This window comes from Bacillus solitudinis (assembly GCF_002797395.1).
In the GTDB taxonomy this organism is placed as follows: domain Bacteria; phylum Bacillota; class Bacilli; order Bacillales; family Bacillaceae_D; genus Halalkalibacter_A; species Halalkalibacter_A solitudinis.
In genome coordinates, this window is record NZ_KZ454943.1 from 778,629 (window position 1) to 802,975 (window position 24,347).

22 protein-coding genes are annotated in these 24,347 nt (G+C 37.2%); 7 read left to right on the top strand and 15 right to left on the bottom strand.

Annotated features, from left to right (window positions below):
* Positions 1 to 111: 111 nt before the first annotated feature.
* Positions 112 to 2,265, bottom strand: a complete 2,154-nt coding sequence (locus CEF19_RS03915) for a type IA DNA topoisomerase (RefSeq protein ID WP_100404864.1) — start codon at positions 2,263 to 2,265, stop codon at positions 112 to 114.
* Positions 2,266 to 2,568: 303 nt separating this feature from the next.
* Here CEF19_RS03915 and coaA point away from each other — a divergent pair, with 303 nt between their 5' ends.
* The gene (coaA, locus tag CEF19_RS03920; RefSeq protein ID WP_100404865.1) at positions 2,569 to 3,513 is read left to right on the top strand and encodes a type I pantothenate kinase; all 945 of its coding nucleotides are present in this window, start codon (positions 2,569 to 2,571) and stop codon (positions 3,511 to 3,513) included.
* Positions 3,514 to 3,627: 114 nt separating this feature from the next.
* On the opposite strand, the gene CEF19_RS03925 is transcribed toward coaA, so the two are convergent.
* On the bottom strand, positions 3,628 to 4,344 hold the full coding sequence (locus tag CEF19_RS03925; RefSeq protein ID WP_100404866.1) for a CAP domain-containing protein: 717 nt from the start codon (positions 4,342 to 4,344) through the stop codon (positions 3,628 to 3,630).
* A gap of 350 nt (positions 4,345 to 4,694) precedes the next feature.
* Here CEF19_RS03925 and CEF19_RS03930 point away from each other — a divergent pair, with 350 nt between their 5' ends.
* The 4 genes from CEF19_RS03930 to CEF19_RS03945 all read left to right on the top strand — a co-directional run bounded on the left by CEF19_RS03930 (position 4,695) and on the right by CEF19_RS03945 (position 10,284).
* Positions 4,695 to 5,288, top strand: a complete 594-nt coding sequence (locus CEF19_RS03930) for a cell wall hydrolase (protein ID WP_100404867.1) — start codon at positions 4,695 to 4,697, stop codon at positions 5,286 to 5,288.
* A gap of 166 nt (positions 5,289 to 5,454) precedes the next feature.
* Positions 5,455 to 6,114: a hypothetical protein gene (locus CEF19_RS03935; RefSeq protein ID WP_100404868.1), complete on the top strand. Its 660-nt coding sequence runs from the start codon at positions 5,455 to 5,457 to the stop codon at positions 6,112 to 6,114.
* A gap of 430 nt (positions 6,115 to 6,544) precedes the next feature.
* Positions 6,545 to 9,097: a CBS domain-containing protein gene (locus CEF19_RS03940; protein ID WP_100404869.1), complete on the top strand. Its 2,553-nt coding sequence runs from the start codon at positions 6,545 to 6,547 to the stop codon at positions 9,095 to 9,097.
* A gap of 143 nt (positions 9,098 to 9,240) precedes the next feature.
* Positions 9,241 to 10,284 (top strand): LCP family protein, encoded by a 1,044-nt coding sequence (locus CEF19_RS03945; RefSeq protein ID WP_227521908.1) that lies wholly within the window; start codon positions 9,241 to 9,243, stop codon positions 10,282 to 10,284.
* 95 nt (positions 10,285 to 10,379) lie between these two features.
* Here the strand turns inward: CEF19_RS03945 and fabF are convergent, their stop codons facing one another.
* Positions 10,380 to 11,621: a beta-ketoacyl-ACP synthase II gene (gene fabF / locus CEF19_RS03950; protein ID WP_198510237.1), complete on the bottom strand. Its 1,242-nt coding sequence runs from the start codon at positions 11,619 to 11,621 to the stop codon at positions 10,380 to 10,382.
* A 34-nt stretch (positions 11,622 to 11,655) separates the two neighbouring features.
* Positions 11,656 to 12,594: a beta-ketoacyl-ACP synthase III gene (locus tag CEF19_RS03955; protein WP_100404871.1), complete on the bottom strand. Its 939-nt coding sequence runs from the start codon at positions 12,592 to 12,594 to the stop codon at positions 11,656 to 11,658.
* A gap of 185 nt (positions 12,595 to 12,779) precedes the next feature.
* Here CEF19_RS03955 and CEF19_RS03960 point away from each other — a divergent pair, with 185 nt between their 5' ends.
* Positions 12,780 to 13,070: a hypothetical protein gene (locus tag CEF19_RS03960; protein ID WP_100404872.1), complete on the top strand. Its 291-nt coding sequence runs from the start codon at positions 12,780 to 12,782 to the stop codon at positions 13,068 to 13,070.
* A 30-nt stretch (positions 13,071 to 13,100) separates the two neighbouring features.
* Here the strand turns inward: CEF19_RS03960 and CEF19_RS03965 are convergent, their stop codons facing one another.
* The 3 genes from CEF19_RS03965 to CEF19_RS03975 form a co-directional block, all read right to left on the bottom strand.
* Positions 13,101 to 13,421, bottom strand: coding sequence for a hypothetical protein (locus CEF19_RS03965; protein WP_100404873.1), 321 nt, complete (start codon positions 13,419 to 13,421; stop codon positions 13,101 to 13,103).
* Between the two features lie 72 nt (positions 13,422 to 13,493).
* Positions 13,494 to 13,667: a ComZ family protein gene (locus CEF19_RS03970; protein WP_100408198.1), complete on the bottom strand. Its 174-nt coding sequence runs from the start codon at positions 13,665 to 13,667 to the stop codon at positions 13,494 to 13,496.
* Positions 13,668 to 13,761: 94 nt separating this feature from the next.
* Complete coding sequence (locus CEF19_RS03975) at positions 13,762 to 14,718, bottom strand: BMP family ABC transporter substrate-binding protein (protein WP_100404874.1); 957 nt, start codon at positions 14,716 to 14,718, stop codon at positions 13,762 to 13,764.
* A gap of 616 nt (positions 14,719 to 15,334) precedes the next feature.
* On the opposite strand from CEF19_RS03975, the gene CEF19_RS03980 reads away from it, so the two are divergent.
* A complete protein-coding gene (locus CEF19_RS03980) occupies positions 15,335 to 16,927 on the top strand; it encodes a peptide chain release factor 3 (RefSeq protein ID WP_100404875.1) in 1,593 nt (530 codons plus the stop codon).
* Positions 16,928 to 16,957: 30 nt separating this feature from the next.
* On the opposite strand, the gene CEF19_RS03985 is transcribed toward CEF19_RS03980, so the two are convergent.
* The 8 genes from CEF19_RS03985 to argF form a co-directional block, all read right to left on the bottom strand.
* A complete protein-coding gene (locus CEF19_RS03985) occupies positions 16,958 to 17,104 on the bottom strand; it encodes a YycC family protein (RefSeq protein ID WP_100404876.1) in 147 nt (48 codons plus the stop codon).
* A 66-nt stretch (positions 17,105 to 17,170) separates the two neighbouring features.
* Entirely contained in the window at positions 17,171 to 18,292 is a 1,122-nt protein-coding gene (locus tag CEF19_RS03990) for a Ger(x)C family spore germination protein (protein ID WP_157800875.1), read from the bottom strand.
* A complete protein-coding gene (locus tag CEF19_RS03995) occupies positions 18,276 to 19,379 on the bottom strand; it encodes a GerAB/ArcD/ProY family transporter (protein ID WP_100404878.1) in 1,104 nt (367 codons plus the stop codon). The genes CEF19_RS03990 and CEF19_RS03995 overlap by 17 nt, the downstream gene beginning before the upstream one ends.
* Positions 19,380 to 19,384: 5 nt before the next feature.
* On the bottom strand, positions 19,385 to 20,890 hold the full coding sequence (locus CEF19_RS04000) for a spore germination protein (RefSeq protein WP_100404879.1): 1,506 nt from the start codon (positions 20,888 to 20,890) through the stop codon (positions 19,385 to 19,387).
* A 315-nt stretch (positions 20,891 to 21,205) separates the two neighbouring features.
* Positions 21,206 to 22,108: an NAD-dependent epimerase/dehydratase family protein gene (locus CEF19_RS04005; RefSeq protein ID WP_100404880.1), complete on the bottom strand. Its 903-nt coding sequence runs from the start codon at positions 22,106 to 22,108 to the stop codon at positions 21,206 to 21,208.
* Between the two features lie 39 nt (positions 22,109 to 22,147).
* A complete protein-coding gene (locus CEF19_RS04010; RefSeq protein ID WP_100404881.1) occupies positions 22,148 to 22,885 on the bottom strand; it encodes an alpha/beta hydrolase family protein in 738 nt (245 codons plus the stop codon).
* A 239-nt stretch (positions 22,886 to 23,124) separates the two neighbouring features.
* The gene (locus tag CEF19_RS04015; RefSeq protein ID WP_100404882.1) at positions 23,125 to 23,310 is read right to left on the bottom strand and encodes a YjzC family protein; all 186 of its coding nucleotides are present in this window, start codon (positions 23,308 to 23,310) and stop codon (positions 23,125 to 23,127) included.
* Positions 23,311 to 23,377: 67 nt separating this feature from the next.
* Entirely contained in the window at positions 23,378 to 24,331 is a 954-nt protein-coding gene (gene argF / locus CEF19_RS04020; RefSeq protein ID WP_100404883.1) for an ornithine carbamoyltransferase, read from the bottom strand.
* Positions 24,332 to 24,347 lie beyond the last annotated feature (16 nt).

Genomic DNA, 24,347 nt, shown 5'->3' on the forward strand with positions numbered 1-24,347 from the left:
ATGAGTAACCCGCTCATAGAGGGCTTAAAAGAAAGCGACGTCTCCACTAATTGCTTAAGAGGGCACGGAAAAAGGTGAAAATCACACCCTTTTTCCGTGCCCTCTATCTTTCTACTTTTTAAACTCCATCTTCCAGTTAAAGTAGTCATTATCCGGACTTTTTTCGTAGCGTAATATAGCATCAAACTTGTTTCCTTTTTTACTTGTTAAACCCTTTACAGTTACAGAACCAAATTTTAGTAATGTTTTCACCATCGTTTTCGTTGGTTTCTTTTTCATTGATGCTAGAAACTTATCATTTTTCCAAATCACAAATTTACAGCCTTTTTTCCAACCACTACAACCAAAACCTTTTTTTCCTTCGATAATTATCTCGCCACAAAGCGGGCATTTACCTAGTACTTCTAACGATTTTTTGTTCGGAGTAACTTCATTTATGATTTTCGCTTGTTCACTTTTAATTGTTTCGACCGCTTTCGTTGTAAAATCAAAAATTACTTCAAGAAAGGATTCCTTGGTAAACTTTTGCTTTTCTATATCTGCTAAAGTCTTTTCCAAGCGGCCAGTAAATTCTAAATCAAATAATTCTCTAATTGGAAATGTCTCCACTAAACGTTTACCAAGCTCCGTACAACGGAGCGTTTTATTCTCAGGTACTATATAACCAACATCGGTGAGTTTCTTTATTGTTTCCGCACGAGTTGCAGGTGTACCAATGCTATATCCACTTAAAATCACGGCTAGCATCTCTTCACTTTCTTCATTTTCTAATCCTTTTCCGCATGTCTCCATTAATCGTAAGAGGGTTTTCTCTGTATGTAGCTTAGGAGGCTTTGTTTCATGGGTGCCAATCTTTGGTTGAACAACCTCAACATTATCCTTAATAGCTAACTGGGGTAAAAGGGAATCTTTTGTTTGAACTCTTTCTACTTTCTTCCAACCTTCAACCAATTGGACCCTTCCCTTTGAAACAAATACTCCATCTATATGCTCTGAAAAAACACGTGTAGTCAGTTTTGTTTCCTCATATTCTGCAATAGGCATAAATTGCATAATAAATCGGTTTTTAATAGCGGTATAAACAATTTCTTCATCCTTTGTTAAGGATTTTGGTAATACATACGTTGGAATAATAGCACTATGACTTTCGACCTTTGCGGTATTAAACACCCGTTTGGATTTCGTAAATCTCACTTCGTTTTCAAAAGGAAGACCTCCCTTAACCTTTTCAAGAACCTTCGCTGCTTTGCCGACAAGGCTTTCCTCTAACACTGTACTTCCTGTACGCGGATAAGTAATATGCTTTTTTTCATAGAGTGCTTGAGCAACTTTAAGGACCTTTGAAGAATTCCATCCCCGATACTTACTTGTAATATATCCTTGTAAGTTACTTAAATTAAACAGAGATGGAGGGAACTCGCGCTTTTTATCCACTTCTTTATCAACAAGTGTTGCATGCTTTGATAATAACTGCTTTATTTTTAAAAGCTTTTCTTTTTCCGTAAACTTGTCTTTTCCTTTTTCGAAATATGTCCCCTCATATTCCTCTCCTTGTTTTGTCCGAAACAAAACAGAAAGTTTAAAGTAAGTTTCAGGTTTAAACTTTTCAATCTCCTTTTCGCGGTCGTAAATAATTTTCAATGTCGGTAATAAAACTCGTCCAATATTCAGAGCAGATCCTTTTCCAAGTTGATACTTTAACGTTGCTACCGAGGTTAAATTTATTCCAATCACCCAATCGGCCCATTGCCTACTAATACCAGCATCCTGGAGCGGTTTGAGTTCAGCGTTTGACCTAAGTTGGTTAAGACCTTTCACTACTTCATCCTGCGTCCATTCATTTAACAACAAACGTGCAATAGGCTTGTTCACTTTTAAACTATTTATAATTGTATCACCAATAATTTGTCCTTCTCTATCAAAATCACAAGCTGATATAATTACTTTGACATCGGGTCTTTTCATTAAACTATAGATGATTTTTAACTGTTTTTTGGCACCTGAATCCTCCTTATCTCTATCTTTAGGAGAGCTCTTAATCTTATATTGAAATGCAGAAGGTATGAATGGAAAGTTCTTCAAATCCCACCTTGCCATTTTCAGATCATAATCCTTTGCATCATATAATTGTAGTAAATGCCCAAAGGCCCAAGTAATTAGGTAACCATTCCCTTCAAAGTAGCCGTCTTTTTTATTTTTTATATTCAAAGCATCTGCAATATTTTTCGCAACAGAAGGTTTTTCTGCTATTATAACTCTAGTCAATTTATTTCCTCCTTGATAGCTACTACTCTTCTTTATACTTTAAAAATTGAATGTCATTTAATTATTTTGTATACACTGATTTTAGTATAACCTAACGAAATAAACCGAGTAAAAGTTTCCTAATGGTTAGATTGAATTTTTTATAAAAAAGAAAGAATGGCTTTTTAAGTACTTCATGTTCTTTTCTTAGATATAGGTTGAAATACGTGGAAGTTCGCTTATAAAAACAACTCTTACTCAATACCAATTAATCGTGTAAAATAAAGCTATCATCAACAGGCTGAAGAAAAAGGAGAACCAAACATGAAAACGTTACAGAAACCAACTGCTTACACTTGCTTCAACAGAGCAGAATGGGCAGTATTATCTGCATCTACAACTGTTACATTGTCTGTATCTGAACGGGAACAACTTCAAAGTTTAAACGAAACCATTTCGGCTTGTGAAGTTTCAGAGGTCTATCTGCCTCTTTCACAGCTTTTGTATTTACATATGATCCACTCGATGAATTTACACAAAGATATGAACTCTTTTTTGCAGAAAAAAACAAAAAAAGTTCCTTTTATTATTGGGATTGCTGGAAGCGTTTCGGTTGGTAAAAGCACTACAGCGAGATTAATACAAGCTTTGGCATCACGTTGGCCTAATCATCCAAAGGTTGACTTAATTACTACAGACGGCTTTCTATATCCAAATTCAACATTAGAAGCAAAAGGATTAATGAAAAGAAAAGGCTTTCCAGAAAGCTATGACATCGGACGGCTGATTCAATTATTATCTGATTTAAAGTCGGGAGTTCCTTATATCGAAGCACCTGTGTATTCACATCTGAGCTATGATATTCTTCCAAATCAAACTCAAATAGTTGAGGAACCTGATGTTGTCATTGTTGAAGGCATTAACGTTCTGCAAGTGAACAAAAAGGATCGTCAAATACCCAATATGTTCGTCTCAGATTTTTTTGACTTCTCTATTTATGTCGATGCTGATGAATCTGATATTTTAGAATGGTATATTGACCGCTTTAAAATTCTTCGTAATACTGCATTTCAGCAACCAGAGTCATTTTTTCATCAATATCGCCATTTATCGGATAAAGAAGCTGTAAACTTTGCAACAGATATTTGGAAAAATATTAATGGCGTGAATTTAGAAAAAAATATTCGACCAACCAGAAACCGAGCAGATTTAGTCTTAACAAAGGGTGAAGGTCATAAGGTGACCAATGTATTATTGAAAAAACAATAAAAAACGGGTGGTACCAATAGTTATATTGGTACCACCCGTTCTAACTCAAATACTCGTACCGAGCAGTAATCTCTAACCCTTAATCATAACCTTTGAGACAAATGTATTTTCAGATTAACCTTTAAATAATTGTACGAAGATTTTGCCATATGGACTACCATCCACGACCCCAATTCCAATCTCTGAATACTCGCTACTGAGAATATTCGCACGATGTCCCTCTGAATTCATTAATGTAGTGTGAGCCGCATCAACAGTTTGGTTTCCAGCCAGGTTCTCCCCAGCTGTGCGGTATTCTACCCCGTATTTCCCAAGCATATCAAAAGGCGAACCATAAGTTGGCGATTGATGAGAAAAGTAGTTATTTGAAATCATATCGTCTGCTTTTATCCGTGCAACTTTTGTTAATTCTAAGTTGACCTTTAATGGAACAAGTCCTTGCTTTTGACGTTCTTGATTAACGAGATCTATCATTTGTTGTTCGACTTCGGTTAAGGAAGAAACTTGTTGGTCATATCTCTCTGTCGTTGTAGGTTGTTGAACAGGTTGCGTGCTCTCCACCTGCTGTTTTTCTTTTGGTTGCTCAACCTTTTCTTCTTGGGCTGTTTCGTAAGCAAGCTTCCCATTCTTTATCTTAAGCTGATGAACCTTACTCATCTCATTTATAAAGTCTTCTAACTTAAAAAGTTGTTTACTATTTTCAGATTGTACATAAACAATCTTTTGTTGCACATTCCAAGCACTAGACTCAGGTTTTGCAGCATCAGCTTGCCCCCAAAATCCCGTAAAAACAATGGTACTAAGAAGTGTTATCGTAATAATTTTCTTCATGTTAACCTCCCGTTTATTGTTATGGATTTGGTACTTATTCACATGCTAGCACATAAATCCTCTATCTTTATTAGAAAAAAGTTCCTATTTTCTCGTTACATATTTAGTATTACTCTCTTAATCTCGCTTTTATTAGCCAAATAACCCTTTTTCAACTAGAGATATTTTTTACATTTGTTAATTTTATAGATTGATTCATAGTTTGTTACACAAATGTAAAAATACCGTTTCAACTGTGTCATGAAAGCATTATTAAAAGGGTTATTTCTTACTGGAATATTTTAAATACAGCCTTTCTACACAGTATCTGATAATTTAGTAGATACCAAGACTTTATGAGGAGGAACGAAATGAAAAAGATACTACTTACTTTATCTATCGTCTGTACATTTATGTTTTTATCAAATCAGCAGCAAGTCTCTGCACAAGCAACAACACATATCGTAAAACAAGGTGAAAGTTTTTATTCTTTAAGTCAACGTTATGGACAACCAGTTGCAGCCATAAAACGTATTAATAGTAAAACCAATAATTCACTTAAAATTGGTGAACGTCTAACAATACCCACATCTATATCTTCGCAAGAGCGCCAACTACTAGCAAAACTTGTTTATGCTGAAGCAAAAGGGGAGTCATACGCAGGAAAAGTTGCAGTCGCTACCGTCATTTTAAACCGAGTTGATAGCAAGACTTTCCCAGATTCGGTTCGCGGAGTCGTTTACGAAGTGAGTCCATCCGGTCATTATGCATTTTCACCTGTTAAGGATGGGGCGATTAACAATTCACCAGACACCGAAGCAAGAAAAGCAGTTAATGAAGCGATTAGCTTTAGAGGACAAGGGAGTGGTTCCTTATACTTCTATAATCCTCGTACTGCTACAAGCGGGTGGGTAGCCACCCGTCAACAAACCGTTGTTATTGGAAACCACGTATTTGCCAAATAATAAGCAATAAAAAAGGGAGTCCAAAGGTTTATATAATACTTTTGACTTCCTTTTTTTTTCAATAACTTAGACAAATTTAAATTTTTTTCATTTTGATGACATATATATTGATTAAATAGGGAATGTATCAATATAATAAACAAACTAGAAAAGGCGGTTAACAATTATGAGTCGTATTAATCGAACCTCCCGAATGTCATCTCTTCGAGCCAATCGTATTTATTCAAACTTCGTTAATAATTTATCTCATAATCAAGCGATAGATAAAGTAGAACCAGTTGAACCGATTGACCAAATGAAAACACCCTCACAACAATCATCTGAGAACTATTTACTCTCGTATGACCTGTACTATGATAAATTAAAAGAATTGAAACACGAATTTAAAAATTTCTATCATCATGAACAAGCTTTACTCGAAGCGATTAAAAGCCTCGATAAAAACGATGCTCTCATTTTAAATCAAACGAATAAGTTAGTTCAAAAATACAATCAAGCTATTCTTGCGGTAATCGACTTTGATAAAATTTCTAGTACTTCCTATGTTCAAAATGTTCGAAGTGTTTTCCATTCCTTTTCAGATTCCTTTGCTGAAATTGGGGTTTTTGAAGAAGACACAGGCCTTCTCAAATTCTCCCCGGATGTCTTTATCTCTTACTTAAAGCATACAGAGGATGCAGGTAGCAAATTAATGGGAACGTTCAAAAAAATGATATTGAAGGAATACCAATCATTTATGAACATTCGAATTCCAAGCCAGGATCTTAACCCATATGAACAAGCTCCTCTTCCCATTACAGGTCTAGTTATTGAAGAAGAAGGATAAGTTTACGCGGCTACTGAAAAAAAGGTGAAAATAGTACCTTTTTCAGTGGCCTTTTTCAATAGCTACTAAGCATTGATTACAGCCGGTGCTTTCTTTTAATTCTTCGATTTTCTTTGATAGTATTCGTATCTCTTCTACAACCTTTGATATATTTTTCAATCGTTCTCTCCCCAATAGTCTTTCATCTTTTCATTCCTTACCCTATTTCACCAACCCTTGTAGTTTTCGCTATTTTGTTTATTTTAGCAACGGAGTTTGCCTTTCCATGTTAACCAACCTTCCTCGAATATTAGTGTACTCATTAAAAAATGTATCTAACAAAGCTGTAACGTGTATAATGTAAGATTACAGTTGTTCAATTTTCATTAGTTTTAAACTTAGAATTTGTTCTGGTACACTGTATTAAAAGAAAGAGATTGGGGAGAGTACTGTGCAAGTAATTATGTCTCATGTGAACATTGACTTTGATGGGTTTGCTTCGATGTATGCAGCAAAAAAGCTCTATCCAAACGCAACGGTAGTATTAACTGACCTTCAGCATCCAACCGTTAAACAATACCTCGCTATTTATCGAGACCAGTTTCAGTTTTCCTCTTTTCATAGCATTGAATGGGATAAGGTGTGTGAACTTATTCTAGTTGATGTAGCAAATTTGCAAAGAGTTGGATTGCAACAAAAAATGTTATCTAAAAAAATCAAAATCATTGTATACGACCACCATCCAATTACTAACAATTCAGTACATGCAGCACATTCATATATTGAAGAGGTAGGCGCAACGGTCACGTTACTACTGAAAGAAATTATGACCAACAAGATTTCGATTACTTCTTTTGAGGCAACGTTATTTGGATTAGCACTTTACACAGACACAGGTTTTTTTACATATAGTACGACGACTTCTAGCGACTTATTTATCGGGAGCTATCTGCTTGAACAAGGAATGGATTTAGAACTCGTTAATCGTTTCTCTGATCAACTGCTGTTGAATAACGAACAAGAGCTCCTATCTCAGCTTTTGACGAGGACGGTAGAACACCATATTGATGATCAACTTATTGTTGTCACTAGCTTTGAACAAGCAACCTATCAAGGAGGACTTGCATCTATTGTACATAAATTATTAGATACAACACATGCCGATGCTATCTTCGTAATTGTTAAAATGGGAAAACATGTTTATGTAGTTGCTCGGTCCCAATCCGAACGGGTGAACGTCCGTAAACTTATCCTTCGCCTAGGGGGAGACGGTCATCAAAGAGCTGCGTCTGCAACAATTAAAAATAGTCAGAGTTCGCCTGTTACTAAATTGATTACAGAAGGTTTAGATGATGTCATCATCCCAGCTATTTCCGCGCAACTTTTTATGGTAACACCAGTTAAGATGGTATCAATGAATCTTTCAATAAACGAAGTGGCAGAAAAGATGTTTCAATATGGTCACACTGGTTTTCCTGTCATTGATGAGAATAATCAGCTTGTTGGAGTGATTTCAAGAAGAGATGTTGATAAGGCCGTTCATCATGGTCTTGGACATGCACCTGTAAAAGCGTATATGTCTGAAAAGCCAATTACGCTTTCACCAACAGCAACCCTAGAAAAAATTCAAGAAACGATGATTCAACACAATATTGGCCGCATACCAATAGTACAAGCTGACAAAATATTAGGAATTATTTCAAGAACTGATATTATTGAAGTCCTCCATAACAAACATCATCGCCAGGAGTTATTTGAATCAGCAAAAATCATTAAAGAGAAAAACTTAAGTGAGAGATTAAAAAAACAAATTAATGACAAAACGTATACCTTAATAAAAGAACTTGGCCGCGCGGCAGACTCCCAATTTGTTCAAGCTTATTTAGTAGGTGGGTTTGTTCGTGATCTTCTATTAGGACGTCCAAATGAAGATATAGATGTAGTAGTGGAAGGTAATGCTATAGCATTCGCTCATCATTTAGCAAATACTTTTGACGGGAGTGTGAAAGAGCATGATACGTTCGGCACGGCCACATGGACTACGTCCTCAGCCACAAAAATTGACATCGTCTCATGTCGTACTGAATTCTATTCAGAGCCAGGAGCACTTCCTACAGTCCAACTTTCAAATATTAAGGAAGATATTGCAAGACGTGACTTTACAATAAATGCAATGGCAATGCAATTAAATAAAGACTCTTTTGGGGAAATTCTTGACTTCTATAAAGGAAAAGAAGATATAGTTAACAAGGAGATACGCGTTCTTCACAATTTAAGCTTTGTCGAAGATCCCACTCGAATCTTACGAGCTACTCGCTTTGCTTCAAGGTTTGGTTATAGCTTATCTAATCATACCGAAAAATTGGCTATCATCTCTTTAGATAAACTTCAATATGTATCAAGAAGCCGCATTATTCATGAATTAGAATTGTTATTTTCAGAAGCAAGCCATCTTAAAACAGTTTCTCTCCTTTATTATTTACGAGTATGGGATGTTTTAATAAAGAAACAGCCAACAGAACGACAACTTCATCACTTATCTCAGCTTTCAACTAGTGGTGAAAAAACATTCGATTGGTTTATGCTCTTAACAAGTCTCGTTTACGGAAATGCGAATTGGGAGAACCAGGTTCAACCGTATGCAGAAAAATCAGTCCACAAAAAATTCATTGAACAATTATTGATGCTTTCTAACTACTCTTTTTCTGAATTGACGTCTTATGGGATGATCCATTATGATTTGAAACCTCTTCAAGAGAACGTCCTTACTTTTTATGCGCTTCAAGCAGAGGATTCACTCCGACATTTTCTTTTCAACTATTTGAGAAAACGTTCTACCTTAAAATCCTTCCTTACAGGTAGTGACTTGATTGATTTAGGTTTAAAACAGGGTCCCTTATTTTCTGTTTGTTTACTACAACTAGAATGTTTAATGTTAGATGATAAAATTTCTACCAAAACGGAAGCGTTAAATTGGGTAAGCAAGACTTATACAAGGAACTAACACCCATTGTCCTGTCCAATTTTACTAGTCATGAACTAACTCACTAATGACATAATAAAATAAACAACATGTTCACAGAAATTTCTCAGCAATTGTCGTTTTTTCTGTTATAATATAGGGTGTTATATAGAGGAGGATGAACATTGGATACCCGATCAAGTCGTAAAAAAAGGCAAACAAATACACCTAAGAAAAAGAGACGAAGAATTTTTATGATGTTTTTAGTCACTTTTTCAATGCTCTTTCTTGTATCAGCTGGCTACGCGATGATTCAATATGAAAGCGGCCGTTCCAACACTGAAGTTAAACTTTCAAATAATGAGACAAAACCAACGAATACTGAAACAAGTTTTAAGGCAAAAGCACCAGAAAACAATGAACCAATTAACGTGCTATTGATTGGTGTTGACACAGATGAAGGTGAGGCTGCACGTACAGATACGATTATGATTGCCCAATATGATGCCCAGAACGGCGATGCAAAAATCGCTTCAATCATGCGGGACTCCTATGTAGAAATTCCAGGGTATTCTAATAATAAAATTAATGCATCTTTCTTTTTTGGTGGACCCGAATTACTCCGTCAAACGATAGAAAAGAACTTTGAGATGGATATTCATTATTATGCAATGGTTAATTTTGAAGGATTTGTTGAAGTGGTCGATACGGTTGCCCCTAATGGCATTGAGATCGACATTAAAAATAGAATGTATTACCGAGACGGATCAGGAAGAACCAATATTGACTTGCAACCTGGTTTGCAAACATTAGATGGTGAAGAAGCTTTAGGTTATGTAAGATTCCGTAACGATAGTCATAATGATTTTGGAAGGGTCGGACGTCAACAAGAAGTACTGAATATTTTAAAAGATGAATTGCTGACCCTCTCAGGTGTCACAAGAGTTCCGAAATTAATCGGGGCCGTTGAGCCTTTTATTGACACCAATTTAAATACAACAAGAATGCTCAGTATTGGACGAGACTTCCTTCTTAATCCAGTAGATGATATTCAAACACTACGAATTCCTGTAGAAAATGGCTACTCAGATAAAAGTTATAGTCATGCAGGTGCAGTCCTTGAACTAGATTTCGAAAAAAACCGTGATGCATTACAACTATTTTTTTCAACTAAGTCCGGTGCCTTAGCTTCTGAAAACAAGGACAATGAGGATGATAAAGAATCTTAAAATTACGAAATCTAAAAAAACGTGGGTCTATCAAAGGTGGGGTTACCTTTGATAGACCCTTATTTTTAACATAGATGTAAACATTCGTACATATTCTATTCAACGAATTCTTTAAATATAAGCGTTGCATTATGACCGCCAAAGCCCAGAGAATTACTCATTGCAGCCCGAACCTTCTGCTTCCTTGCTTCATTCGGCACATAATCTAAATCACATTCTGGGTCTGGTGTTTCATAATTAATCGTTGGCGGAATAATTCCTTCTACAATGGATTTGATTGTGAAAATGGCTTCAACCGCTCCAGCAGCACCTAGTAAATGACCTGTCATCGACTTAGTTGAGCTAACAGCCATCTTATACGCATGATCACCAAAGACCGTTTTTGCTGCCATCGTTTCAAACTTATCATTGTATGGGGTACTCGTACCATGAGCATTTAAATAATCAATATCTTCAGGTTTAAGACCTGCATCATTAATGGCTTGATTCATTGCACGTGCACCGCCCTCTCCTTGGGGTGCAGGAGCTGTAATATGATGAGCATCACCAGTGGCACCGTAACCTGAGATTTCAGCGTAAATCCTAGCACCACGCTTTTGAGCAGATTCAAGGCTTTCAAGTATTAATATTCCAGCCCCCTCACCCATAATAAAGCCGTCACGATTCGCATCAAACGGACGAGAAGCCTTGTCCGGATCTTCACTTAATGTCACTGCTTTGGCTGAACAGAAACCAGCAACAGCCATATTCGTTATGGGCGCCTCTGCGCCGCCTGTAATCATTGCATCAGCATCACCTCGTTGGATGACTTTAAACGCATCGCCAATTGAATTTGTTCCTGACGCACAAGCAGTCACTGAACAGGAATTAATGCCTTTTGCTCCTGTCATAATGGATACTTGTCCTGATGCCATATCCGGAATCAGCATCGGCACAAAGAAAGGACTTACTCGGCGATGACCTTTTTCAAGGAAGTTGTGAAAGTTTTGCTCATATGTCTCCATACCGCCAATTCCCGATCCGATCCATACACCGACGCGAGGTCCATTTTCCTCTGTTATTTCTAAATTTGCATCCTTTAACGCCATCTGTGCAGAAGCAACCGCAAATTGTGTAAAACGATCCATTCTACGCGCTTCTTTTTTATCCATAAACATGCCTGGATCAAAATCAAGAACCTCTGCTGATACTTTCATAGGAAAGTTTTCTGCTGGAACCCTTTGTAATAGACCCACACCTGACTTTCCTGCAATTGCATGGTTCCAGGTTGTTGCTACATCAAGTCCCAGTGGTGTTACTGCACCAAGTCCTGTTACCACTACTCGTCTTTTATTCATCAACGCTCTCTCCTTCTCCAATTATATTTGAGACTTAACGTCCCCAGACTAGGGCGACAGAACCCCAAACTAAACCTGCCCCAAACCCAACAAGAACTAATACATCTCCATCTTTAATCTTTCCTTCATTTAATTCTTCAACCATTGCCATTGGAATGGAAGCAGAAGACGTATTACCGTATTTATGTACGGTCTTAGACATCTTTTCAATCGGTAAGTCAAGACGTTCTCGTGCCGATTCCATAATTCGAATATTTGCTTGATGCGGAACCAAAAAATCAATATCTTCCTTAGTTAAGCCAGCCTTTTCAATTACACGTATAGAGGAATCACCCATTTGCCTTACAGCAAATTTGAAAACTTCACGACCATTCATTTCAATATGTGGTCCTTTTAAGTTAATATGCGATCCACCAGTACCGTCAGCACCCAACTCAAAAGCAAGAATACCACGATGTTCAGATACAGGTCCAAGTATCGCTGCTCCAGCCCCATCTCCAAAAAGAACAGCCGTATTCCGGTCGGCCATATCGATAACTTTTGAAAGTTTTTCTACGCCAACGACGAGAATATGTTTATATACTCCATTCTCAATAAACTGTTGGGCTGTCACCATCCCGTAAATAAAGCCAGCACATGCGGCACTTATATCCATCGCAGCAGCGTTTTTAGCTCCTAGTTTTTCTTGAATTTGCGTTGAAACTGTTGGAAACGCCATATCTGGCGTGACCGTTGCCACTAAGATTAAATCGATATCTTCCGGGGAAATTTCAGCATGCTCTATTGCCTTCTTCGCTGATTCATAAGCCATATCTGAGCTTTCAATCCCGTCCGAAGCAAAACGTCTTTCTTCTATTCCAGTTCTCGTACGAATCCACTCGTCTGACGTGTCAATCTTTTTTTCGAAGTCAGCGTTCGTTATAACTTTATCTCCTATATAGCTTCCCATTCCATATATTCCCGCTTTAGTCATATATTCATTCCCCTTTCACTCTTTTACCGAGTCGCTTACGGGCTATTATTAGTACCTGATACTAATCTTATAATAGTTTAGCTTTTCTGTCTAGATACCAAGAATAAACAGGCAAACACCCTTACACAACAAGAGTTCTTTAACCATAGACTATCTTAAATGGAAAGAAGGGAAAGGTGATTAATATGGAAGAAAATCAGAAAGCAGTCGAAAGAGATGTTTTCTCTGAACTAATGTTTGGTCCTCCTCGAACACAAGCAAATCCTCCCGTAGAAAACACAGAGATAAACGAACAGATCCAAGAAAAAATTGAGGAAGAGACTCCAACATCTAATCAACAAATTTCAACGGAACACCTAGCACAAATAATTTCAATTGTTCAAACTGTTGGACCAGTAATCCAGAAACTTGGTCCATTGGTTGGGGTCATACAAACCTTTTTTACCAAGCAAAAAGAAGAAGCCAAAGATAAATAAATTGGCTTCTTCCATACTTGGTTCTCAGATTCATTGAAGTTTTTTTAATTCTTCCATTATATTGATAAAAAGGTCATCAATTTGATTTTTAAGCTCTTTTTCTTCATCATTTTTCGGTGACATCCCCTTCACATTTTCATATGTTTCAAGAAAACCATCGATGTCCCCTGTACGGAATTGTGCAAAGCTATAATAAACAAATAAACGAATTTGTTCAGCTTGACTCTGTCTCATTAATATAATAAAAGGCCTAAGTTTTTCAATTGCTTCTGCATCCTTTTTTTCTTTTACTAACTTGTAACCTTCCTTCATTTCCTTTGCCAATTCTTTTAACTTCTCTTGTCTGCTCATAACAAGACTCCTTTTCTTTAAAATAAAAAGGCTCGACCCGGAATAAATGATCCGGCGAGCCTGTTCGATTGTTTAGTTCGTTTCTGCATCTTTCTTTCCAAGTTCATATGCTTCAGACATGACATTAAGTAATAATTCAAGCATGGGTTGTAAATCTTCCATATTAAGTTCAATGCCTTTGTCGTCTAAAAACTTCTTTCCATGTGGAAGATGTTTCATTGCAATTTGCATAAATTTCATATTCATCTCAGGATTACTCAATTTTTGCCACCTCTTATTTTTCACAATATCTATCGTTTAAGATACTATGATTACTCACGGAAAGCAAGTAGTTCGGTTATTAATTTGTTGGTAATTCTCCAGTTTGAATGTAATTCTCTACAACTTCTAGCATTTCCGACCTTATTTCTTCAGGGACATCGGGACTGAAAGACCCTAGTGAGATTACACCCTGTTGAAAGTCATAGCTTTTGTTTCCTGCTTCGAGATCCCCTTTATGAAACTGCTCAGCGATTAGCTCGTATAGTTCATCAACATGCTGAATTGTACTTGTAAGAACGGTTTTTTCCCCTAGGTCAGATTGGTCTCCAATGTAACCAATTGCGTAAAGCCCTTCAGTTTTCACTTGCTCAATGACCTTAATGTGATAGCCATCTCCCGTTGGATAAAAAACATCGACTTGATGATGATTCTTCATATCACGAAGAAACTCTAATGCCCTTTCTCCATTAGACCAATCATTGACATAATCAACGTGAACTTCTGTATCGGATTTGTAAACTGCTCCATCTGCAAAGCCTCTCACTTCTGGTTGCCAAGAATAAGCTGCGATGACTCCAACATGTCCGGTTTTACTCATCTTTGATGCAAGCATTCCAGCAAAATAACCCATTGCGTAACTCTCAAAATGCAGACTTGTGACATTACTACCTGTAACATCACCATTAAAACTAACAAAATGAATATCCGGATACTTCTCTCCTAGTTCGGAAAAAAAGTCAGCAAAAATCCGCCCATGACCGAATACAAGATTTACATCATCTTGTGAAAAGTCAGAAACAGCTCTTTCAACTTTTTCAAATGTATTTACATCTTCTTTAAAAAAAACATCAACTTGTAAATTACTATGAATGCCTAATAATCCTTGATAACCTTTACTATTCCATCCTTGGTCATCAATTGTCTCTTCTAATAAAAGGCCAACTCCTTGTAATGATGGCGTATCTGGAACGGGTTTACACCCAGCCACCATTATTATAATTGGTAGAAAAAGAAACAGAAATTGTTGAATACGCATGTAACACTCTCCCCATTTAAACCTATCCTGTTTTTAGTATAGTATAAAGGAATTTTCTTGCTTTTACCGAAAAAAAAGTGAACTAGTACAAAAGACTCCCATGTAACTAGGTCCTTCCTACAATAATCTACTATTCGTTATTCTTATTCTAAATCCCTTTGGGACATGATGCCATTCGACAAATTGTAACCAGAATGTAATGTTCTTAGGTGAAACCTTGTTTAATAATGAAAAAACTACTCAATTTTAAAAAGTCTACTGAAAAAAAGTGAAAATCCGTGAGTCCATAAAAAAGGTAGGATTTTCAAGGCCGCTGAAAAACCCGTTGAAAGCATTTCGAGGAAGCACTAATGGCTTCACTCGTTGCGCGCCTTGCTATCCAGAAAACCACGCATAGCGAGGCTTTTCAAAACCGGGCAACGGTTCCGCGCATTATTAAGAGGGCACTGAAATAGGAAAAGCACCCTATTTCAGTGTCCTCTGATTTTCACCTTTTTTTAGTGCTCTCATTTTAAACAGATACTTAGTAATAATATTTTTATGAGGAAAAGATGACCCATCTCTCTAAGATTGTTATAATGAAGGGACATTCTATTTTAAGAAACGAGGAACAAGCATGACATACGAACAAGCGATCCAATCGCGCCGCACGTTTGCGATTATCTCACATCCCGATGCGGGTAAAACAACACTTACCGAAAAACTTTTACTATTTGGTGGAGCGATTCGAGAGGCCGGAACAGTAAAAGGAAGAAAAAACAGTAAACATGCGATGAGTGACTGGATGGAAATTGAAAAGCAACGTGGAATTTCCGTCACTAGCTCAGTGCTTGAATTCTTATACGATGGTTATCATGTCAACATATTAGATACACCCGGACATGAAGATTTCAGTGAGGATACGTATCGTACATTAACTGCTGCTGATTCCGCAGCTATGCTCATCGATGCTGCAAAAGGGGTCGAGGCACAAACAAAGAAGCTATTTAAGGTTTGTAAAATGAGAGGGATTCCCATTTTCACATTTATGAACAAGCTAGACCGCCAAGGAAGAGATCCATTTGAACTAATGGAGGAACTTGAAAACCTTCTTGGTATTCGTTCGTACCCAATGGGATGGCCTATCGGAATGGGTCAATCGTTCTCAGGTGTTTATGACCGTCACGAAAAAAAGTTAGAACTTTATAACCCCAAAAATCCAAAAGCGATCGATGTTATTCAATTAACAGGTCCCGAGGATCCTAAGCTAGATGAGGCCATTGGAGACGAAGGTCTTGTGGCTCAGTTTCGTGAAGAGTTAGAACTATTAGATGTAGCTGGAGATGACTTTGATGCGGAAATGGTTGCAAAAGGGGAGTTAACACCCATTTTCTTTGGCAGCGCGATATCAAGCTTTGGGGTTCAAACCTTTCTTGAGCATTTCCTAAAGCACTCACCTTCACCAACACCTAGAGAAAGTTCTGAAGGCCTTATTGATCCCTTGACACATAAATCATTTTCGGGCTTCATTTTCAAAATACAAGCTAATATGAATCCTGCTCATCGTGACCGTGTAGCTTTCTTACGTATCACTTCAGGAAAGTTTGAGCGTGGAATGGCTGTAAAGCACGTCCGACTTGGTAAGCAACTAAAACTAGCCCAACCGACACAGTTTCTTGCCCAAAGCCGAAGCATTGTGGATGAGGCCTACGCAGGCGACATTATCGGTTTATTTGATCCAGGTAATTTAAGAATTGGAGACACATTAGTTGAAGGAAATGGCTTTGAATTTGCGGAGATGCCTCACTTCTCTCCAGAATACTTTAGTGCCATCACTGTAAAGGAAGCATTGAAACACAAGTCATTTGAAAAAGGTCTGCAACAATTAACAGAGGAAGGTGCTATTCAGCTTTTTAAAACGTACAACCGCTTTGCTGAACAGCAAATTGTCGGAGTCGTTGGTGTTCTTCAATTTGAAGTTCTTGAATACCGTTTAAAACACGAATATCATGTTGATATCCAACTGGATCGCTTACCATTTTCTTTTGCTCGCTGGGTTGGTGGAACAGAAGAACAAATGGAAACCTTCAAGCGGTTGCAACGTAATCTTGTAACAGACCGTGATGGGCGAATCGTTGTCCTTTTTGAAAATGAGTTTCAAATGAGAACTGCTATAGATAAATACCCAGAGCTTGAGTTTTACGAGAATTCTTTTTATCGTTCAAAATAAGAAAAGACTTGGAAAACTCCAAGTCTTTTCTTATTCCTCGCCTTTATCCGCTTTTTCAAGCTCAGCTAGCTTGGCTAATAAAATATGCTGTGGCATATGCATAATTTGCTCAATTGGAACGTTTAATGATTTCGAAAGCTTCTGAGCAGTTTCTGCAGAAATTTGTAATGGTTTCATTGTTAACATTCCTCCTTTAAACTTCATTTTACATGAATTGCATCAATACAGAAACTATTTTCTCCTCTAACGAATGGTTCCTGAGGAAATAATTCTCGCCTCTACATGTACTGTTATCTTTGCATTTTTAAAAGCTTCATTCCATTTTTCCTTTGACCATTCTTTTGAATTTTGCAAGCGAAATTGCTCCCCTATTCCTGCTGGGTCTATACCAATATCTTGAAAATTCTTCATAATCTTTATGACTTTATCTTCTAATTGTTTACCAATTTTTTGCTCAATTTCTTTTCGTTCCTTTACTGAATCTAAATTTCTTTGACCACCGTAGTCAACAATGCTACCTCGAACATACAAATGGACGTATATTTCAGGATTCTCTAAATCACCGTTCACTTTAGAATGAAACCGATTCTCAACGAATTTTAGTATCACCATAGCTTCTTCTTGTTTAGCTGTTTTTTCTCCGGGGAGCATAATCGCAATATCTGGTAAAACTTTTTTTTTCTTCAATCCTTCAAACAATTTTGCTTCCTCTGGATCTATCGTATCGACCAATTTATCTGATTTAAAAATTGCAGTTTTTGTAATTTTTATTGACCTCTCATCGACTTTTTCTAAATATGGAACAGATGGTTCTGATACTTCATCAGTCTTTCGATTGATGAAATAATGCAGTGTCGTAATAGGACTAAAAGCCATCATCGGGCGTGGAGTTAAAAGCTCATGTAAATAGATATTTATTTCGGGTTTATCTTTATAATCACCGCCTAAAATCTCTTCAACATTCCCTTTTACTATTGCAATATAAACATTTGTACCCACTCGTGGATCGCGGTAAAGATTTTCTAACACCTTCCAAACCCCTATTTTTCTCGCATACTCCTCACTAAATAGAACAACACGTAGCTGCGCAAATGTTAATACTTTTTCTGATAAAGTAGACATGTCCATAATCGCTTGGTGCGGCATTTTAACAACTGTTGTAAATTTTTGATACGCCTCCTGTGCATCTTGGTTTGGCTGAGGAAGAGTAACTGTTACTTTTACATCCTCATCATCAACATAATCAAATCCAATCACTCCGACCATTCCTAAATCTTCAATAACAGGATCTTCTAATTCAGGGGTTTGACAGCCAAAGAGAACCATCATCGTTAAAACCAGTAAAAAGTTAAGCTTGGCGCTCATATCCATTTTTCCTCCTTTCTCTTATGCTGTGGATAAGTAACAGGATAAGAGGTAAAGAGAGAAATACATAACCATAGTAAACCGGCCATTTATCTAGTAAAAGAACTTGAACTTGATAAGGCACTGGGCCAATAAATAAAAACCATGAGACGATTGCAACAAAGTACAAATGTCTGTTCCGATTTTTATGCTTCGTTAGTAAAGCATCCATTCCTTTTTTTGCAACCCACGCATAGGCACTGGCTGTTGAAAGGACGAGGAAAACCCAAAGCGTCGTACCGAAGTTTTCGATTCGTTCGACAAAAGCTAATTGTACCGCTTGAAATAGATTAAGAACCGGGTATTTCAGATGGTCAAGTTGCCATTGTGAAAAATATACTACACTTGCTAGCGTGACAATTACATAAAAAAGCACAACAATCCAAATTCCGATGGACGTGTGCAAAAACGCTTTTCGTTGGTCCTTTATATAGGGATAATAAAATAATATCAAACCGTAACCAAACATTGAAATTGCCCCACTATGAAGTGTAATTAACCAATCTTGCAGAGGTACTTCAAACGTTGGAACTGCATGCAACCAGTTCCCTCCTTGAAACGCCCACCTCGTATAGTAGACTAACCATGACGTAAAAAAAAAGGCAAACATACAAAATCGAGCGATTGATTTAATTCCTCCAAGAACGATGTTGATCATGACAATGAAGAAAACAATTGATGTTTCTAACATTGTAAAGTGTGGAAGTGTAATGGTTTGAACAAGTTTTAAGTATGTTTCACTAACTGAAGAGATTTGAACAACAGCATAGATTAACAGAAGCGTATTTAGCCCTTTACCAATAAAAGAACCGAGAATATTCTCATTCATTTTGAATAATGTGTCATTTGGATATTTCTGACACAGAAAAATGATTGGAATCAAAGACAAATTTGCTAAAATACCGAGAAAAATTGGAACTAACCACTGGTTATAGCCTACTTTAGAAATATCAGTTGGCAATGTAAACAAACCAATCCCAATCATGATATTTTGAGCCAAAAAAATAACATGATATTTATTTAATTTCTTAAAATTGCCTCTATCCATATTACCTACTCCTCATCTAACGGCTGAATTAAATCCTTTTTCGCTCTAGAAATACCCGGTCGGCTTATAAAGAAGCTTATAGGAGATTTAAAAATGCTGTTTAATAAATCAGTCCATTTTCTCGGGACGATGGGTGTCAAATAAGGCGAACCTAAGGATGTTAAATTAGAAAGGTGGTTAACCATCCATGCTAAAACAATCATCTGTCCATACATCCCTAAGAATCCGGCCCCAATAATATAAAAGTAGCGAATAAAGCGAATGGCATTACTCATTAGAAAGTTCGGTGGAATAAAGGATAATAAGGCAGTAACTGCAACTAACACGATTAATATATTACTGGCAAGTCCGGCCTCGACTGCAGCCGTTCCGATAACAATCCCTCCAACTATCCCAATTGTTTGTCCTATTTTGGTTGGCATTCTCGCCCCTGCCTCCCGTAATACTTCGATAACTAATTCAATGATCAGTACTTCCATAACAGGTGGAAAAGGAACTTGTGCCCTAGACTCTGCTAGAAGTCTAAGTAAATGTGGTGGTAACATTTCCTGGTGAAAGGTGAGCACAGATATATAAGTTGATGTTAAAAGAATTGAAATAATAAACCCAACCAGCCTAATTGTACGGAGCATCGTTGAAGTGGTCCAACGATTATAGTAGTCTTCTGGAGAGAAGAACATTTCCAAAAAAGTCGCTGGCATAATTATACATTCAGGGCTTCCATTAAGCATCAGAACTACTTTGCCATTCAATAATTCATTTACAGCATTATCAGTACGAACAGTAATTCCAAACTGAGGAAATGGAGATAATGGCTTATCCTCCATCATCTGTTTCAAAATTGGTGTCCCAATAAAACCATGGAACCTTATTTCCTTTAATCGCTGATACACCCGTCGAACGTTATCATCGTTCGCTATATTCTCCATATACATAACAACAACTTCATTTTTCGTCTCTGTGCCCAAAATAATTGATTTCGACTTCAGATAAGGTGAGCGAATTCTCCTTTTCACAAGAGATAGATTGGTCTCTAGCTTTTCATTAAATGAATCCTGAGGTCCAAAAACGGTCGTTTCATTCTCCGGAGGATTGATTGATCTTTCAGGAGCGCTGTATGTATCAATCTCTATACATAAACCCGATTCATCAAAACACAAAACCGTATACCCACTTACAATATCATGAATAAGCTTTGGAAGCTGGTCCGGCCTTAATTCAGTATACTCTTTGAATATCTCTCTTGGATTTTCTGAATCAGTTTCCTCAATTGGTTTATAAATGGTTTGGTATAGTACGTTTGTTTGTACGAGAGTAGCTAAATAAAACATCGTTGCCTGTTTGTTTCCTATTTTTATGTCTCTTATTATTAAGTCATTAATGTTGGTCAAGCTCTTTGCAATCGCTTGCTTTGAAATTCGAGCCTTCTCTGTAGGATTTGAAATCATTTGATTATGGGTTTGTGGGCCTACCCTTTTTTTCATAAATTGTTTATATTTCTTTAAAAACATCGCTACACCTCACATACAACTGCTTCCTTTTTGTCATCATCCCCTAAATGTTTTAAGAATATGTACCATGGTAAAGTCTGCTTTTCAAAAACAAAAACCCCAACGGTACCATTGGGGTTTTTGTTTCATTTATTTAATATTCTTCGATAAATCACTTCCGTACAAAATCCCAATACTAGTGACCCAACTACACTAATTCCATCATTTAGCCCTATCACTCTATGAAAGAAAAAGTAAACTAGAATCGTAACGATTGCAAAGATGACTATACCGACTATTGCTTGACGCCCTTACACATTTGTTCACGTCCTCTTCTTACTCACCTAGCTGTTTGTGCCATTGTTTCATATGTTGGCGTTGTTTGGCAACCCCTTGTTTGAGGGTAGTTTTTGCTTGGAACCCTAACATCAAATTAGCCTTTTCAGAAGAAAGTGTTGCTTTTACTTTTTTCACTGTGAATCGATTTGTTTTACCTATGATTTCTTCTATAGCTGTATACCATTCATTTGATTGACCGGAAGAAATTTGAATAATCTCGTTTTCTAATGTTGATGTTGCTGAAAGTATAAAGGCATCAATGACATCATCTACGTAAACAACGTCTAATATTGAACGATCAACCGAGACTGTATCTACTTCTTCGCCTAATAAGAGCTTTTGAAAAGTCATATCAGACCGTTGCCACGGGCCATAAACAGTTGGAAGTCTAAGAATAATATAGTTAATTTCTTTCTTTTTTGCTTCTTTTTCTAAAATAATTTCACTTGCAAGTTTCGTAATTCCATATGGTGAGGTCGGGTTTGTCGGTGTTCGCTCTGTAATCGAACCGGGCCGCTCACCGTATACTTCAATTGTTGAAGCAAAGATTATCCTTGTTTTATTGGAACATGCTTCAATTAATTTAGTTGTTACTTTCACATTATTTTCTATCATTTCTGCTAACCTAGGCCATTTACCATCATATTTCGTTTGTGCAGCTAAATGAAAAACTACATCTATATTACGAAGAATGTTACTTAAATCAATATCCTCAAGTTTGTTTTCAATTAACTGAAAAAGTGCATTTCTTCCAAGTCTCATTTGCATTTCTTCTTGTTCATGACAACGGTCTACTGGCATCTCATCAATTGCGATGACTTCAATACCTTCTTCGAGGAGTCGTTGACATAAGTGGAAACCAATAAAACCCAATCCACCTGTCACCATTACTTTTTTCATACTTATATCCTCCCCTGCTCTTTCTAATCAGAAATTAAACTAAAGCTCTTTTTCATTTTCTTGGTAATATGAATGTACTGTCTGTGAGAAGCTTGAATGTGTTTTTCCCTTTCCATATACTCTAAGCGAAATTTGAGGTTCACGCTTTTCATATTGCTTTTCTAAGACTCTGCTATGATTAGCCAGTGGGTAACGCCTTTCGTCCGTTCCATGCATAATTAGAATGGGTGAACTGACCTCAGGTAGCTGTATGTCTGCTGTTTTACATGCATTTTCAACTAAGGTTTCATCTGTTTCATTGCGAGCTTGTAACCATTCCTTCAAAAAACGCTTATAATAAAGCCTATTCCTCTTTTCCTGTTCATAGTACGAATGAAGGTAAATACACGGATTAAGTAAAAAAGTTGAACGAATTATTTCAGATTTAGTTGCTATTAGATGAAGTGCAATTAATGCCCCCATTCCTTCAGCAAAGACATGGATACGGGGATTCAAGATTTGTTGTTTTTGAATGTGATGATACAGTTGTTCTGCTAATGAACAAGCTTTCCCACAACCCCAATGTTTTCCAAATAGATTTGATGTGTAAACCGTGTAGCCTTTTTCAACTAAATCATTTAGAAATATCTTTCGCTCAAAGTGTTGTTCCCAAATACTTGTCTCTTTTTCAACAGGTGCAGAATGATCTGATAACAGAAAAACTGCAAATCCATTAGGACGTTCAGGAAGGTAAAGTAAACTCCATTCTCCCCCAATACAAATCCTTTGCTGTAACATACCCTGACACTCCTCAACTTTGCTCTTATGTTACGGTATGCAGACAATCCTTAAAAGGGAAGTAGCTATGTGCTGAAATTTCACAATAAATTAAAACTATAAAAAAGCCAAGCATTTTTCGCTTGGCTTTGGTTTGTAGAACAGTTTTTTAGGCTTCAGGCGGCTGCCGTCGCGACAAGCACGACTATTTAAAACCAAGCCTTCCTTCGGGCGGCTGCCGTCGCGACAAGCACGACTATTTAATGGCGTCTCTTTGGAGCGTAGGTCCATTTGCGATTGTGATTGGATGTATCAGGAAACGTATCTCCAGCAGAGAGTTTTAGTGATTTTGGATTTTGCACCATGCTTCCTGTCTCACCAATTTCAACATAAATGCCGTTATTTGGAGCCTTATGTCCTGGCTCAAATTGATGGCTTTGTCCCATGTGTACTCCCTCCTTCAGAATTAGGATAACCCTATTTCAATAATTCATGAAAGAGTACATTGGGGAATTATTGGTCTGCCATTAACGCTACAAGCACTGCCTTTTGTGCATGAAGGCGATTTTCAGCTTGGTCATAAATAAAGGAATGCTTTCCATCAATGACATCTTCACTAACCTCTTCACCACGATGTGCTGGTAAACAATGAAGAAAAATAAAATCATCTTTTGCTAAGGAAGCCAACTCACTGTTTACTTGATATGGGGCTAATACTGCTTCACGTGACGATTGCTCTGATTCAAATCCCATACTTGCCCAAACATCGGTATAAATAACATCCGCATCTTTTACTGCCTCTTTGGGATCGATTGTTGTAGAAATGCTTGCACCTGTTTCTTTAGCTGCCTCTTGTGCTCGTACTAAAATAGTCTCATCTACACCATATCCTTCAGGCGTTGCCACAACAACATCCATTCCTACCTTCGCTCCTGCTGCTAAAAGAGAATGAGCCACATTGTTTCCGTCACCAACGTACGCTAACTTTAATCCTTTGAACGACTGCTTTTGCTCATAAATTGTCAATAAATCAGCAAGCGCTTGGCAAGGATGATATGCATCTGTTAAAGCATTTATAACGGGTACTGAAGCATATTTGGCAAGTTCTTCAACAGTCTCATGTGAATTTGTACGGATCATGATACCATCTACATAACGTGCAAGAACATTTGCCGTATCTTTAACCGGTTCTCCGCGTCCAATCTGCATGTCACGCGGACTTAAAAATAAGGCATGTCCTCCAAGTTGGGTCATCCCAACTTCAAAGGAGACACGAGTTCGTGTAGAGGCATTCTCAAATATCATGCCGAGCGACTTACCCGCAAGCAATTGCGGGCATTCACCTTTTTTTTGCGACTTTTTTAATGATAGGGCATCATCTATCAATTGTTTTATTTCTGTTGGCGTATAATCGAGCAGCGTTAATAAATCACGACCTGCAAATCCTGTTTTGTTAGTTGCTACCATTATTTTGACACATCCT